The organism is Streptomyces sp. NPDC018026, from assembly GCF_044327745.1.
GTDB lineage: Bacteria > Actinomycetota > Actinomycetes > Streptomycetales > Streptomycetaceae > Streptomyces > Streptomyces rubrogriseus.
The window spans coordinates 174,704-189,102 of record NZ_JBIRFY010000005.1; the positions used below are offsets into that span (position 1 = coordinate 174,704).

General features: G+C 72.8%; 16 protein-coding genes. 9 read left to right on the forward strand and 7 right to left on the reverse strand.

Annotation, left to right across the window (positions count from 1 at the left end; translation table 11 throughout):
- The first annotated feature begins 182 nt into the window (after positions 1–182).
- The 5 genes from ACH4D3_RS18010 (at position 183) to ACH4D3_RS18030 (ending at position 4,047) form a co-directional block, all read left to right on the forward strand.
- Positions 183–1,412, forward strand: coding sequence for an N-acetylmuramoyl-L-alanine amidase (locus tag ACH4D3_RS18010; RefSeq protein ID WP_398323080.1), 1,230 nt, complete (start codon positions 183–185; stop codon positions 1,410–1,412).
- A complete protein-coding gene (locus ACH4D3_RS18015) occupies positions 1,406–2,701 on the forward strand; it encodes a hypothetical protein (RefSeq protein ID WP_398323082.1) in 1,296 nt (431 codons plus the stop codon). The genes ACH4D3_RS18010 and ACH4D3_RS18015 overlap by 7 nt, the downstream gene beginning before the upstream one ends.
- A gap of 272 nt (positions 2,702–2,973) precedes the next feature.
- The gene (locus ACH4D3_RS18020) at positions 2,974–3,201 is read left to right on the forward strand and encodes a hypothetical protein (RefSeq protein WP_398323084.1); all 228 of its coding nucleotides are present in this window, start codon (positions 2,974–2,976) and stop codon (positions 3,199–3,201) included.
- Between the two features lie 95 nt (positions 3,202–3,296).
- Complete coding sequence (locus tag ACH4D3_RS18025; protein ID WP_398323085.1) at positions 3,297–3,569, forward strand: hypothetical protein; 273 nt, start codon at positions 3,297–3,299, stop codon at positions 3,567–3,569.
- A 76-nt stretch (positions 3,570–3,645) separates the two neighbouring features.
- Positions 3,646–4,047 carry a DUF2809 domain-containing protein gene (locus tag ACH4D3_RS18030; RefSeq protein WP_398323087.1) on the forward strand — a complete coding sequence of 134 codons (402 nt, stop codon included), beginning with the start codon at positions 3,646–3,648 and terminating at the stop codon, positions 4,045–4,047.
- Here ACH4D3_RS18030 and ACH4D3_RS18035 read toward each other — a convergent pair.
- The 3 genes from ACH4D3_RS18035 to ACH4D3_RS18045 are packed head-to-tail and all read right to left on the reverse strand — an operon-like array spanning position 4,034 to position 6,335.
- Positions 4,034–4,891, reverse strand: a complete 858-nt coding sequence (locus tag ACH4D3_RS18035; protein ID WP_398323089.1) for a biotin-dependent carboxyltransferase family protein — start codon at positions 4,889–4,891, stop codon at positions 4,034–4,036. The two genes, ACH4D3_RS18030 and ACH4D3_RS18035, sit on opposite strands and share 14 nt — an antisense overlap.
- On the reverse strand, positions 4,888–5,586 hold the full coding sequence (locus tag ACH4D3_RS18040) for an allophanate hydrolase subunit 1 (protein ID WP_398323091.1): 699 nt from the start codon (positions 5,584–5,586) through the stop codon (positions 4,888–4,890). Before ACH4D3_RS18040 ends, ACH4D3_RS18035 begins: the two co-directional genes overlap by 4 nt.
- The gene (locus ACH4D3_RS18045) at positions 5,583–6,335 is read right to left on the reverse strand and encodes a LamB/YcsF family protein (protein WP_398323093.1); all 753 of its coding nucleotides are present in this window, start codon (positions 6,333–6,335) and stop codon (positions 5,583–5,585) included. Before ACH4D3_RS18045 ends, ACH4D3_RS18040 begins: the two co-directional genes overlap by 4 nt.
- A gap of 253 nt (positions 6,336–6,588) precedes the next feature.
- On the opposite strand from ACH4D3_RS18045, the gene ACH4D3_RS18050 reads away from it, so the two are divergent.
- The 4 genes from ACH4D3_RS18050 to ACH4D3_RS18065 are packed head-to-tail and all read left to right on the forward strand — an operon-like array spanning position 6,589 to position 10,004.
- On the forward strand, positions 6,589–7,308 hold the full coding sequence (locus ACH4D3_RS18050; protein ID WP_398323095.1) for a DUF969 domain-containing protein: 720 nt from the start codon (positions 6,589–6,591) through the stop codon (positions 7,306–7,308).
- The gene (locus ACH4D3_RS18055; protein ID WP_398323097.1) at positions 7,305–8,279 is read left to right on the forward strand and encodes a DUF979 domain-containing protein; all 975 of its coding nucleotides are present in this window, start codon (positions 7,305–7,307) and stop codon (positions 8,277–8,279) included. Before ACH4D3_RS18050 ends, ACH4D3_RS18055 begins: the two co-directional genes overlap by 4 nt.
- Positions 8,280–8,328: 49 nt before the next feature.
- A complete protein-coding gene (gene pcp, locus ACH4D3_RS18060) occupies positions 8,329–8,979 on the forward strand; it encodes a pyroglutamyl-peptidase I (RefSeq protein ID WP_398323099.1) in 651 nt (216 codons plus the stop codon).
- Positions 8,979–10,004 carry a DUF2891 domain-containing protein gene (locus ACH4D3_RS18065; RefSeq protein WP_398323101.1) on the forward strand — a complete coding sequence of 342 codons (1,026 nt, stop codon included), beginning with the start codon at positions 8,979–8,981 and terminating at the stop codon, positions 10,002–10,004. The genes pcp and ACH4D3_RS18065 overlap by 1 nt, the downstream gene beginning before the upstream one ends.
- Before the next feature lie 8 nt (positions 10,005–10,012).
- Here the strand turns inward: ACH4D3_RS18065 and rpmF are convergent, their stop codons facing one another.
- From rpmF to ACH4D3_RS18085, 4 genes are all read right to left on the reverse strand, one after another.
- A complete protein-coding gene (gene rpmF / locus ACH4D3_RS18070; protein ID WP_356858087.1) occupies positions 10,013–10,183 on the reverse strand; it encodes a 50S ribosomal protein L32 in 171 nt (56 codons plus the stop codon).
- 86 nt (positions 10,184–10,269) lie between these two features.
- Positions 10,270–11,481, reverse strand: a complete 1,212-nt coding sequence (locus tag ACH4D3_RS18075; protein WP_398323103.1) for a MalY/PatB family protein — start codon at positions 11,479–11,481, stop codon at positions 10,270–10,272.
- Entirely contained in the window at positions 11,478–13,130 is a 1,653-nt protein-coding gene (gene malX, locus ACH4D3_RS18080; RefSeq protein ID WP_398323105.1) for a maltose/glucose-specific PTS transporter subunit IIBC, read from the reverse strand. The genes ACH4D3_RS18075 and malX overlap by 4 nt, the downstream gene beginning before the upstream one ends.
- Before the next feature lie 180 nt (positions 13,131–13,310).
- Positions 13,311–14,312 carry a helix-turn-helix domain-containing protein gene (locus tag ACH4D3_RS18085; RefSeq protein WP_398323107.1) on the reverse strand — a complete coding sequence of 334 codons (1,002 nt, stop codon included), beginning with the start codon at positions 14,310–14,312 and terminating at the stop codon, positions 13,311–13,313.
- Positions 14,313–14,399 lie beyond the last annotated feature (87 nt).

Here is a 14,399-nt window from a genome sequence, read left to right on the forward strand (position 1 = left end):
CTGCAATGACTTGCTCACGACAAGGTGGGGGTTCATCATGCGACCACCGGTGCGCGGGCAACTTCCGTGCGGGGCAGGCAGGTTCGGCCCGCCCGTCCGGTCGGCCGCGCCGCCCGGTGCCCGCGAGGCCGTCATCGCCCACCCCCCACCTTCGGGCGCCGGAGAGAGCGGAGCGCCCCCACATGTCCTCCGGACACCCCGTCAGACGTGCCCGAACCGCGCTGTGCGCCGCGGCCGTCGCGGCGGCCCTGGCCCTGACCGGCCAGCCGTCCCCGGCCGCCGCCGCACCCACCGCCCCGCCCGGCACCTCCGTCAACGCGGCGTTCGCCCGCGCGGCCGACGCCTACGACGTCCCCCGGGACCTCCTGGTCGCCGTCGGCTACGGCGAGACTCGCCTCGACGACCACGCCGGACTGCCGAGCCAGGACCACGGCTTCGGCATGATGCACCTGGTCAGCAACCCCGAACGGCGGCTCGGCGCCTGGCACCCCGGCACCGCCCGCTACGGCGCCCCCGACGGCAAGGTCGCGGCCCGCCTCTACGCCGACGCGGTCTACGGCCTCCTCGGCGACGGCGTACGGACCCGCGTCGGGAGCGGCGAACCGGTCGCCCTCGCCCCGCGCACCGTACGGCCCGAACGCGGCCCGTACGCCGGGACCGACACCGGCGCGGGGCTCGCCGCGGCCGCCGAGTACCCTTCCGCGCTGTGGAACCCGGCCTACTCCGGCAACTACGCCACGGGCCGCAGCTCGCCGATCACCACCGTGGTCGTGCATGTCACCCAGGGCTCGTACGCGGGGTCCATCAGCTGGTTCCAGAACCCGTCCGCGCAGGTCAGCGCCCACTACGTGGTGCGGTCCTCCGACGGGCTGATCACCCAGGCGGTCCGCGAGGGCGACACCGCCTGGCACGCCCGCTCGGCCACCCCCTACTCCGTCGGTGTGGAGCACAAGGGCTATGTCGACGACCCCGCCTGGTTCGACGCCCTGTACCGCTCGTCGGCGGCGCTGACCCGCCATCTCACCGACAAGTACGGCATCCCGAAGGACCGCGCGCACATCGTCGGGCACAGCGAGGTCCCCGGCAGCGACCACACCGACCCCGGCCCGAACTGGGACTGGGCGTACTGCATGAGCCTGGTCCGGGCCGATGACGGCGCCACCGGTACCCCGTTCCCCACCTGGGGCACGGACGTGAGCGTCCGTCAGCAGCCGACGACCGACTCCGCACGGGTGGCGAGCCTGCCCGGACCGACCTCCGTCCGCGTGGCCTGCCAGGTCCACGGCGGCCTCGTCGAGTACGACGGCTACAGCAACGACGCCTGGTCGTACCTGCCCGACCACGGCGGCTACGTCTCCAACATCTTCATCGACGTCGACGACGCCTGGCTCCCAGGAGTGCCCACATGCTGACCCCTTCGTCCCGGCGCCGCGGATCCGCTCCACGGCGCAGACCCCGCACCGCACGCGCACTGACCGGCACGGTGTGCCTGCTCGCCCTCGCCGGTACGACGCTCGCCGCCGCGCCCGCCCCGGCCGCCGACCCCGTGCCGCCCGCTGAGGTGTCCTGGCGCGCGGACCTGTCCAGGACCGGCGCCGACGACGTCAACGTCCGGTACGACGCGGGCGCCCTGCGGGTGCGGGACGGCTCCCTCAGCCCCGCCTCCCTCGGCCGGGACCGCGGCTATGCCTCCGCCGTACTGGACCCGCACCACGTCGACCGCCCCGTCGACCGGGTCGCCGTGGACCTCGACGCCACGGTGCCCGACGCGGCGGGCGTCGAGGTCGACGTGCGCGGGCGCGCGGCCGACGGCACCTGGACCGAGTGGCGGCGGGCGGCGGCCGGCGCCCCGGCCGAGCTGCCCCGTGACGTGGTCGACGTCCAGGCCCGGCTCACCCTGTGGAACGCCAGGGGCGGGCCCACCGCGGTCGTGCGCGCGGTGACCCTGACGGCCGACGAGGCGGGCACCGCCCCCGCCGAGCCCGCACCGGCCACCAGGGCCGCCGCCTTCTCCGCCCGCGTCTACGCCACCCGCGAGGGCCTGGTCGGGCACACCACCGCCAACGGTCACGTCATCCGGGCGAACGACCACTTCGTGGCCCTCCCCTCCCGCCGGGCCCTGTCGCCGAACGGCAGCGCACAGTACTCGGTACAGGTGTGCGGACCCGCCCGCTGCGAGACGGCGCCGGTGTGGGACGTCGGCCCGTGGAACACGCACGACGACCACTGGAACCCCTCGGCGCAGCGCGAGCAGTGGAAGGACCTGCCGCAGGGGCTGCCCGAGGCGCAGGCCGCCTACGAGGACGGGTACAACGGCGGCCGCGACGAGTTCGGCCGGCAGGTGGCCAACCCGGCCGGCATCGACCTGGCCGACGGCACCTTCTACAACGTCGGCCTGAACGACAACGGCTGGGTGACCGTCACCTACCTGTGGACCGAGGGCGGCGGCGACACCACGTCCTTCCCGACCTGGGGCACCGACGTGAGCGTGCGGCAGCAGGCGACGACCGACTCCACCCGCGTGGCGAGCCTGCCCGGGCCCACGACCGTACGGGTGCGGTGCCAGGTCCACGGCCAAGTCGTGAACTACGACGGCTACAGCAACGACGCCTGGTCCTACCTGCCCGACTACGGCGGCTACGTCTCCAACATCTTCATCGACGTGGCCGACGCCTGGCTCCCGGGCGTCCCCACCTGCTGACCGTCGAGCAGCGCGGACCCCAATGCCCGGCAGCGTGCCGGCTCGTCGTGGCGGGCGCCAGGCGCAGCCGCGGGAGCCGGCGCGAGCGTCACCCGCCCTCTGCCACCCTGGCAATCCAAGGATTTCCAAGCCTTGTTAGGGATATCCGGGGTGGCTAGCCTGACGGCTACGGCCCCGACAACCCCGTCACCGATGCGGCCGTAGAAGCGGGCGCCTGGAAGAAGTGCGACCACTGCGACTACAAGGGCGCCCCCGAAAGCATCCGCAACCACATGGCCAAGGTGCAGAAGGCCGAGAACACCCAGCGAGAGTCCCTGGAGAAGTCCGTTCGCGCGCTCGGCGGAACCTGGGACCCGAGCCGCGGAATGCAGACCCTGCGGGACGCCGATTACCACCCCTCCGAGAAGTACATCCGAGAGGTGTACCGACGACTGGTGGACAGTGGCCTGCTGGAGAAGGTGGATGAGCACCGGGCCATCTACTTCGTCGTCGAGAAGTAGGCCCACGCCGTTGCGTCAACGCTGTGATCTGCGGGACAGACCTCCGAGCGGTGCCAGGTCCCAGTCTCAATGTGTTTCGTCGGCGAGTCCCGCGGATGGACGCCGCGGTGCTGCTGGCCGGGCACGTCCGGAGCATCGCCAAGCAGGCCCGCGCGGCCCGTCCGGGCGGCTCGCCCGAGGCGGACCTGCTGGCCGTCCTCGGCCGCCTGGTGCACCAGCACGCCGACCGCTTCCCCGCGCTCGCCGAGGCCATTGCCTCGCAGGACGGCCGGGATCAGGCGCTGGACTTCGGCCTGGAGCGGATCCTGGACGGTCTGGAGGCACTGATCACGCGCCGCGCCGGGCAACTTGGGGAAGATCAGCCTTGACCCGTGCCCGAGGTCCACGCGCGTCCGCCACCTGCCGTGGTGAATCGGCGACGGTACCCGACCGCACAATGGGCGCATGGTTTCCTCTTCTCGGGCCCGCGTCGTCGTGCGGGACGATCCGCGGCGGACGCGGTCGGCGGCGGCGGTGTCCGCGGCGTTGATCGTCGGCGCCGGACTGGCGCTCAGGGCCTTGGCGGCGGGCGAGGTGGCCAAGTACGGCGGAGACGCGCTGTACACCCTGCTGCTGTTCGCCCTCGTGTTCGTGGCGGCGCCGAGGACGGCACCGGTGAAGGCCGCCGCCCTGGCTCTGGCGGTGAGTTGGGGCGTGGAGTTCCTCCAGCTCAGCGATGTGCCGGCGTACCTCGCCCGGGAGAGCACGGCGGCCCGTCTGGTGCTGGGCTCCACCTTCAACGCACCGGATCTGTTCTGGTACGCGGTGGGCGCGGCGGCCGGCCTGCTGGCCCTCAGACGAGCGTGAAGCGCACCGGAGTTCCGGCCACGGCCTGGGCGGCCGCGGCCAGAGCCGGCTCCGGGACGACCGCGACGACCGGGTAGCCGCCCGTCGTCGGGTGGTCGTGCAGGAAGATCACCGGCCGGCCGTCCGGCGGGACCTGCACGGCGCCCAGGACCATGCCCTCGCTGGGCAGTTCGTCCGTGGACAGGCGCTGGAGCGGCGGGCCCTCGGTGCGCAGGCCGATGCGGTTGCTGTGCGGGGAGACGCGGTAGGCGGCCGAGGTGAGCGTGCGCAGCGCGGCCGGGGTGAACCAGTCGGCGCGCGGGCCGGGGCGGACCGGCAGGACCAGTTCGGCCGGCGGTCCCGGCCAGGGGGCGGCGAGGGGCGGCGGCGCGGGCCGCGCGGGTGTGCCGACCGCCAGGACGTCCCCGTCCCGCAGGGGCTGCGGACCCAGCCCGGACAGCAGGTCCGTCGAGCGGCTGCCCAGGACGGGTTCGGCGGCGATGCCGCCCGCGACGGCCACGTACGAGCGGACGCCCGCGGTCGCGGCTCCCACGTTCAGGACCGCACCCGCCGGTACCCGCACCGGCGCGCCCCAGGCGGCCGGGCCACCGTCGACCGTCACCGCGCAGGGCGCCCCGCCGACCACGGCGGTGACGTCCCGGTCGGGCCGCAGGGCGCAGCCGGTCAGGGTGGTCTCCAGGACGGCGGTGTCCGGGTCGTTGCCCAGGAGGCGGTTGGCGAGCCGCATCGCGGGCGCGTCCAGCGCACCGGAGCGGGGCACGCCCAGGTGGGCGTGGCCGGGCCGGCCCGCGTCCTGCACCGTCGTGAGCGCCCCGGAGCGCACCGTCGTGAGTCTGGTGGTCATGCCCCGGCCTCCGGGCTCGTCCTGTCCGCCGGGCCGTCGCCGGTCCCGCTCCCGGTGCCGTCCGCCGTGACAAATCGCACACGTGTCCCCGGCGTGAGGAGCGCCGCCCGCTCCCGCGCCGGGTCCCACAGCGGCCGTGGGTCGGGCATGGTGCCGATCAGCTGCCAGCCGCCCGGCGTGGCACGGGGGTAGACCGCGCTGTAGGGACCGGCGAGGGCCACCGCGCCGGCCGGGACGCGGGTCCTGGGCGTGGACCGGCGGGGGACGTGCAGCCGAGGGGGCAGTCCGGTGAGATAGCCGAACCCGGGGGCGAAGCCGCAGAACGCGACCCGGTAGGTGTGCGAGCGGTGGAGGGCACCGACCTCGTCGGGACCGACGCCCCACAGCGCCGCCACGTCGGCCAGGTCCGGCCCGTCGTAGCGCACGGGTATCTCCACCACGGCGCCCGTGTCGTCCGCGACCGGCGGCACCTGCCAGTCGGCGACCCGGCGGGCCAGCGCGTCCGGGTCCGGCACTCCGTCCAGCAGGACGGTCCGCGCGCCCGGCACGACCTCGGTGACCGGCGGCAGGGCCCCGGTGGCGCGACGGCGCAGCACTTCCGCGTGGAAGGCCGCGGTGTGCTCGGCGTCGCGCAACTCGACCAGGAGGGCGTGCTGGCCCGCCGGGCGCGCCGTGAGGGACCGTCCGTCCGTCATGCGAACGCCCCGATCCCCACCCCGGCCGTCTCCAGCGCCTCGCGCACCCGGGCCGCGATCCGGGCGGCGTTCGGTGTGTCGCCGTGCACGCACAGGGAGCGGGCGGCGACCGCGACGGCCGTACCGTCCACGGCCTCGACGGAGCCCTCCACGGCGAACGCCAGCGCGCGGCGCACCACCGCGCCCTCGTCCGTCACCACCGAGCCCGCCTCGCTACGGGGGACCAAGCTCCCCCCGGGGGTGTACGCGCGGTCCGCGAAGGCCTCCGGGACGCCGGTGAGGCCCGCCTCCGCGGCGGCCGCGAGCAGCCGCGAGCCCGGGAGGCCGAGCACGGGCAGCGCGCCGCCCGCCAGCCGCACCCCGGCCACGACGGCTCGGGCCTGACCCTCGTCGTGGACGGTGCGGTTGTACAGCGCGCCGTGCGGCTTCACGTAGGCCACCGGGGCGCCGGCGGCCTCGGCGAACACCCGGAGGGCGCCGATCTGGTACGCCACCTCGGCCGCCAGCTCGTCGGAGGGCACGTCCATGGCGCGTCGGCCGAAGCCCGCCAGGTCCCGGTAGGACACCTGCGCCCCGATCCGCACCCCGCGCTCCGCGGCGAGGCCGCAGACGCGGCGCATCACCGAGGGGTCGCCCGCGTGGAAGCCGCACGCGACGTTGGCGCTGGTGACGACGGAGAGCAGGGCGTCGTCGTCGGTGAGGGTCCAGCGGCCGAAGCCCTCACCGAGATCTGCGTTGAGGTCGATCACACCTTGAAACTAGACGATCGTTGAACGATCCGACAAGGGACACTCGCTCGACCGCCCGCTCGACCGCCCGCTCGACCGGGCTCTGGCCCGCGCCCGGCGACGAAGAGGATTCACCTCTTGTTAGATCGTTCAACGATCGCTAGTGTCCGTGCATCTGCCACACATCTGGAGCTATGGTCCCCGGGACCCATGAGTCACGTTCCGAAGCTCCGGATCCGTGCCCTGCCCCCTCATGCCTGAAGAAGGCCACCGAATGATCGTTCTCCTCGGTGTGGTCGTGGTGATCCTCGGATTCGTCACGCGCCGCAACCCCGTCCTCGTGGTGGGCGTCGCCGGTATCGTCACCGGACTGCTCGGCAAGATGAACCCGCTGGAGGTCCTCGCGGCCTTCGGCCGGTCCTTCGCCGACAGCCGCTCGGTCACCGTCTACGCCATCGTGCTCCCGGTGATCGGGCTGCTCGAGCGCTACGGCCTGCGCGAGCAGGCCCGCAACCTCATCGGCCGCCTGGGCAAGCTCAGCGCCGGCCGGTTCCTCACCGTCTACCTGCTGGTCCGGCAGGTCACCGCGGCCTTCGGCCTCAACAGCATCGGCGGCCCCGCACAGACCGTGCGGCCGCTGGTGGCACCGATGGCCGAGGCCGCCGCCGAACGCTCCACCGGGGCCAGACTGCCGGACAGGCTGCGCGAGAAGGTCCGCTCCTACTCGGCCTCGGCCGACACCGTGGGCGTCTTCTTCGGCGAGGACTGCTTCATCGCGATCGGCTCCATCCTGCTGATCACCGGCTTCGTGAACTCCACGTACCACCAGGACATCGAGCCGACCCAGCTCGCCCTGTGGGCGATCCCGCTGGCCGTCTGCGCCTTCCTCATCCACGGCGCCCGGCTGCTGCTCATGGACAAGCAGCTCGAACGCGAGATGGCGCAGGCCGCCGCCGAACACGACCTGCCGCTTCCCGAGGGGGCCGACAAGTGATCAAGGTCGAATGGCTGTACTGGCTGATAGGCCTCGTCTTCGTCGTCATGGCTGTACAGATGGCCACCGACCGCAGCAACCCCAAGCGGTGGACGTCCGCCGCCTTCTGGGGCCTGCTCGGACTCACCTTCCCCTACGGCACCGGCGTCGCCAACGCCACCGCCGGCAACGGCGGCTGGACGCTGCCCGCCGAGCCGCTCGGCGTCGCCGTCCTCGCCCTGATCGTGCTCGCCGGTTTCAACTTCCTCGGCAAGGGCGTCCCGGTCACCACCACCGGCGAGCAGCGCGAGGCCGCCGCCGCCCGGCTCGGCAACAAGATCTTCGTCCCCGCGCTGACCATCCCGCTCGTCGCCATCGTCTGCGCCTCCGTGCTCGACGAGTCCGGGCTCTTCGAGTCGGGCAAGGCCACGCTCCTCGGGCTCGGCGTCGGCTGCATCGCCGCGCTCGTCGTCGGCATGCTCGTCACCGGCGAGAAGAAGGTCTCCGTCCCGATCCACTCGGGCCGCTCCATGCTGGAGGCGATGGGCGCCGCCCTGCTGCTGCCCCAGCTCCTGGCCGTGCTCGGCTCGATCTTCGCCGCCGCCGGGGTCGGGGACCAGGTCGGCGACATCATGAACAAGGTCCTGCCCGACGACTCGAAGTACTTCGCGGTCGTCGCGTACTGCGTGGGCATGTTCCTGTTCACCGTCATCATGGGCAACGCCTTCGCCGCCTTCCCGGTGATGACGGCGGCGATCGGCTGGCCCGTACTCATCCAGCAGATGCACGGCAACGAGCCCGCCGTCCTCGCGATCGGCATGCTGGCCGGCTTCGCCGGCACCCTGTGCACCCCGATGGCCGCCAACTTCAACATCGTCCCGGCCACCCTGCTCGAACTGAAGGACCAGTACGGGCCGATCAAGGCACAGCTCCCGACGGGCATCGCACTGCTCGGCTGCTGCACGGTGATCATGGCGCTCTTCGCCTTCTGACCCCCGCCCCCTCGCGCCCGCCATCCGACCCGCACGGCAAGGAACGCCCATGACCCGTGTCCTCATCACCGGCTTCGCCCCCTTCGGCGGGGAGCGGGTGAACCCCTCCTGGCAGGCGGCCTCCCTGGTGGCCGCCGAACCGCCCGCCGGGCTCGCGGTCACCGCCGCCGAACTGCCCTGTGTCTTCGGCAAGTCCCTCGACGCACTGCGCGACGCCATCCTGGCGGACAGCCCCGACCTGGTGCTCTGCCTGGGGCAGGCGGGCGGACGCCCCGGGGTCACCGTCGAGCGCGTCGGCATCAACGTCGACGACGCACGCATCCCCGACAACTCCGGCGGGCAGCCCATCGACGAACCCGTGGTCCCGGACGGCCCCGCCGCCTACTTCTCCACCCTCCCCGTCAAGGCGTGCGTCGCCGCGATGCGCGAGGCGGGGGTCCCGGCCGCCGTCTCCAACACGGCCGGCACCTTCGTCTGCAACCACGTCGCCTACGGCCTCGGCCACCTCATCGCCACCGAGTTCCCGCACATACGGGGCGGCTTCGCGCACGTGCCCTGGGCGCCGGAACAGGTACCCGACGGCACCGCGCCCGCCCTCCCGCCCGCCACCGTCGCCCACGGCCTGCGCGCCCTGCTGGCCACCGCCGCCCGCACCCCCGACGGGCAGGACCTGAAGGTCACCGAAGGAGCCACCCACTGATGCCGCTCAGCACCCACGCGGCCGCCTTCGCCCAGCTCGCCCTGGCGAACATCACCCGCGAGTACCCCAACTTCCCCGCCCACCTGATCACTTCCGCCGACGAGCGGCTCGAACCCCGCTCGCTGCACCCCGCCTTCTACGGCGCCTACGACTGGCACTCCTCGGTGCACATGCACTGGCTGCTGGTCCGCCTGCTGCGCCGGCACGGCGGCACCCCCGCGCTGCCCGGCACCGAGCAGGCCGTCGCCGCGCTCGACCGGCACCTCACCCCGGGCAACCTCTCCACCGAGGCCGCCTACCTGCGCGAGCACCCCTCCTTCGAGCGCCCGTACGGCTGGGCATGGCTGCTCGCGCTCGCCGCCGAGTGCCGGGCGCACGGGGACGCGGCGGGCCAACGGTGGGCCGGGGCACTGGAACCGGCCGTGGACGCCGTCGACGCGCTGCTGGCCGACTGGCTGCCCAAGGCCACCTATCCCGTCCGCCACGGCAATCACCCCAACAGCGCCTTCGCGCTGGGCCTCGCCCTCGACTCGGGCGAACTGTCGGCCGGGACCGAACGGGCCGTACGGGAACGCCTGCTGAGCTGGTTCGCCGACGACCACGACGCGCCCGCGCACTGGGAACCGTCCGGGCAGGACTTCCTGTCCCCGGCGCTCACCGAGGCCGACGCGATGCGCAGGGTCCTCGCGCCGGAAGGGCTCGCGCGGTGGCTCGACCGCTTCCTGCCCGGGCTCGGGACCGGCGCCCGCTGCGCACTGCTGGAGGTGCCGGTCGTCTCCGACCACGCCGACCCGCAGATCGGTCATCTGCTCGGACTGACGCTCAGCAGGGCCGCCGCGCTGCGTGCCCTGGCCGACGCCCTGCCCGACGGCCCGGTCCGGGCCCGCCTGGACGAGGCGGCCGGGGCGCATCTCACGGCCGGCCTGCCGGCGGTGGAACGCGGTGACTTCACCACCGACCACTGGCTGGCGACCTTCGCCGCACTGGCCCTCGACCCATTGGCCCCACCGGCTGTACGTCACTGACGTCCGCCTCAGTCCTCCGGGCGCAGGAGGCCGCGGCGGTAGGCGGGCACCAGGTGCCGCGGAACCCGCAGGGTCACCCCGTCCACCGTCACGGGCACCAGATTCGGCGTACTCGCCTTCCACTGGGCCCGGCGGTGACGGGTGTTGCTGCGGGACATCTTGCGCTTGGGAACGGCCATGGTGAGGCTCCTTTCGGGCGTGGAACCCCGACTCTACATGAAAACGATGTTCATGTTGACCGTGTCATGTCCCGGAACGCCCCTGCTCATCGCCGCTCCGTGCGGGTGAGGCGGCCCAGCGCCCGCACCAACGCCCCGACGCCCGCCTCCGCCTTCGACCGGGGACACCCGACGTTGAGCCGTACCCGTCCCGGGGAGCCGTAGGCGGCCCCGGGCATGACCGCCACCTTCTCGACCTCCACCAGTTCGCGTTGCAGCTCCTCGTCGTCGACGCCCAGCGGGCGCAGGTCGATCCACGCCAGGTAACCCGCCTGCGGGGGCCGCCAGTCGAGCTCCGGGAACGCCTCCCGGAGGCGGACGGCGACCATCGCGAGGTTGCCCGCGAGATACGTCCGCAGCGCGTCCAGCCAGGGCGCCCCCTCGCGGTACGCGGCGATGTGGCCGACCAGCGACAGCACCGCGGGGGAGGAGAGCCCGTCCGCGTCCTTGAGCTGCCGCAGGTAGGCCTCGCGCGACGCCGGGTCGCCGATGATGCCGTAACTGCCGGTCAGTGCAGGAATGTTGAAGGACTTGGACGCCGAGGTGAGCACGGCCCAGCGGCCGTCGCCGCCGTGGCGGACCCAGGGACGGTGGAGGTGCGGAGCGTGGGCCAGGTCGGAATGGATCTCGTCGCTCACGACCGCCACGCCGTGTCGTGCGCACAGCCCGGCCATCCGGTCCAGCTCCGCGGCCGACCACACCCTGCCCGTCGGGTTGTGCGGCGAACACAGCAGCAGCACGGCCGTGTCGGGGAGCGCCAGCAGCCGTTCCAGCTCCGGCCAGTCGTCCAGGTGGCACTCCAGGAGCCGCCGGCCGCTCGCCGCGACCGTCCTCGGGAACGCGTCGTACATCGGGGTGTGCGCGACCACCCCGTCACCCGGCCGCGACCACAGGTGCAGCAACCGCGAGACCTGGTAGATCACGGAGGGCGCGTAGACGACCGACCCGGGGTCCACGGCCGTGCCGTGCCGTGTCGCGTACCAGTGGACGACCGCGGACAGGAAGTCGTCCTGGCGCCAGCGGGAGTAGCCGAGCACCCCGTGGTCCAGACGGCCGCGCAGCGCCGCCAGTACCTCGGGGGCGGTCTCGAAGTCCATGTCGGAGATCGTGAACGGCAGCAGGTCCGGCACACCGAACCGGTCCTGCACGTAGTCCCACTGCGTGCACCAGGTGCCGCGCCGGTCCACCGGAGTGTCGAAGTCGTACGGCGCGGACGCGGGTGCGGGCCCCGGTGCGGCGCGGGACGAGTGCGCGGTCACGGCCGGCCCGCCGGGACCATCGTCGCGATGGCGTCCTTCACGGACTGCACCTGCGGACCGATGATGACCTGGACGTTGTGCCCGTCGAGCTTGATGACGCCCACGGCGCCCAGCTTCTTCAGCCGTGCCTCGTCCACGACTTCGGCGTCCGCCACCGTCATGCGCAGGCGGGTGATGCAGTTGTCCAGGGACCGGATGTTGCCGGCGCCGCCGATCGCGTCGAGCATGGCGGCCGCGTCGTACTTCCCGGCGACCAGCTCACGCACCGGCTCGGGAGCCGCTCCGCCGCCCCGGTCCTCCTCGTGTGCCGCGTCCTGCGCCCCGTCGTGCTTGTCGTGCTCGTCCCGCTCGTCGTCCGCCGGCGGGTCCTCCCGGCCGGGCGTCTTGAGGTCGAAGCGGGTGATGGCCCAGCGGAACAGGAAGTAGTACGCGGCGAACCACACCGCCGCGATCACCGGCACCAGATACCACTTGGTCGTCGAGCCCTGGAGCACACCGAAGACGAGCCAGTCGATGACGTTGCCGTCCGTGTTGCCGATGAACACGCCGAGCACGGCCGCCGTGAGGAAGCCCAGTCCCACCAGGACCGCGTGGATGAGGTACAGCCACGGGGCGACGAACAGGAACAGGAACTCCAGCGGCTCCGTGATGCCGCCGACCACGCAGGCCACCACACCGGACACGAGCAGGGCCTTGATCTCCGGCCGCATCTCGCGCCTCGCGCAGTGGTACATCGCGAGCGCGGCGCCCGGCAGGCCGCCCAGGTAGGCCGCCATCTTGCCCTGGGAGAGGAAGTGCGTGGCGTCGGTGACGGCCGAGCCCGGCGCCGCCGAGCAGTCCAGCTGGGCGTAGAACAGGTTCAGCGCGCCGGAGACGTGGTCGCCGCACACGGTTCCCGAACCGCCGACGTCCGTGAACCGGAACATGGCGACGAGGATGTGGTGCAGGCCGATCGGGCGCAGCAGCACCTCGCCCATGCCGAAGAAGAACGGTCCGAAGACGCCCGTGTGCCCGATGCCCCGTCCGACCGCGCTGATCCAGCCGTTGAAGGTCGGCCACACCAGCGGGATGAGCAGGCCGAGCACGCTCAGGACCAGGGCCGAGACGATCGGGACGAAGCGCAGCCCGCCGAAGAAGGCCAGTGCGTCGGGCATCCGCTGGGTGCGAAAGCGCCGGTGGAGCAGGCTGACAACGATGCCAACGGCCACGGCGCCGAGCAGTCCGGTGTCGATGGACTGCACGCCCAGCACGTCGGCTATGCCGTAGTGCGCGATCGCCTTCTCGTCCTCGAAGTCGACGCCCTTGGCGGTGAGGTAGAAGTTCACCGCGAGGTTCATGGCGACGAATCCGACGAAACCGGAGAAGGCGGCCACACCCTTGTCCTCGCGGGCGAGGCCGAGCGGGATCGCCATGGCGAAGAGGACGGGCAGGAAGGTGAAGGCGACCAGGCCCGTGTTGGCCATCCAGGTGAAGACGAGGTGGAAGCCCTCGCCCTTCAGGAAGGCAACGTTGTCAGTGACCGCGTCACTCGACAGCGAGGAGCCGATGCCCAGCATGATGCCGCAGAACGCGAGCAGGGCCACCGGGAGCATGAACGTCTTGCCGAGCCCCTGGAGGAATTCCCAGAGTGCGGCCTTGGTCTTCTGCATGTGTACGGAACTTTCGGGCCTGGGGGACGGACCCGTCCGCTCGTCGTGACGACGCGGCGCGGGCCGGCGGGCGGAACGGGCGGCTGGGGAGGAGACGCCGCCGCAGGGATCACATCACAGCGGGTCGGTGACTGTCCACGGTGTCCCGTCGCCCATGCCTGCGCCCCATGCCTTTGCCCGTCACAACCATCCCCGCCGCGCCGCCTGCCAGGCGAGCTGCATGCGGGTGGCGGCGTTGGCGCGTTCCATCATGCCCTGGATACGGCGCTGGACCGTGCGGCGGCTGAGCTGCATCTGGGAGGCGATCGCCTTGTCGGCCACGCCCGCCACCAGCAGCGACAGCAGCCTGCGGTCGGTGGGGGCCAGCGCGTCGGGCGCTGCGGGGCCGTCGGTCCCGGAGAGTTCGCCCGAGTCGTCGACGTCCAGCGGGACGGCGTCCTCCCAGTACCGCTCGAACAGCGCGACCAGGGCCGCCAGTAGATTGCTGTCCCTGACCAGCGCCGTCGTGGGTTCCTCCGGACTGCCGTGCGGCCCGCCGGCGACGAGCGGGAAGACGGCCACCGCGCGGTCCGCGATCGCCAGGCGCAGCGGCAGATGGGGCACGGCACGGGCGACCTCACCGGCCCGCACGCCCGCCACGACGTTGTCGACCGCGCCCTCGTCGTCGAAGAACGCCTTCTCGTACAGCACCCGGTAGCGCACGCCCCGGGCCAGCGCCTCGAACTCCTCGGTGTTGCTGCCCGAGGGCATGGCCACGTACTGCGCCTTGCAGAACCAGAGCATCTCCTCGCGCACGCTGGTCTGGATCTGCCGCAGGTGCTGGCGCAGCGCCTCGGCACCGGTGATGACCTCCAGGAGCTGCCCCGCGTCCCGCCTGCGCATGGTGTCCCGGTAGGACTCGATCAGCCGGGCCGCCTCGTGCTGGGCGAGGTCCAGGTCCTCGGCACTGCGCTTGAGCCGGGGCAGCAGCGCGACGTCGGGCGGCGCCGCCTGGTAGAGCCGCGGGACGCCGTCGGTGGGGCTGGCGAAACCCTTCGCGGTGAGCGACTCCAGGACGCGGTCCATCCGCTCGACCGGCACGCCGTCACGCTCCGCCAGGTCGGCGGCGCCGGCCCGGCCGAAGGCCACGAGCAGCGCGTACACCGACTCCTCGTCGGGCGACAGCCCAGCGATCTCCAGCACCGCGAACGCCCTCCCCGGATCCTGGGCCGTAACGGTTGAACACCGTACTGCACAGGTGGGGAGGGCGCGGCGGGGGTGTGCGGCGTC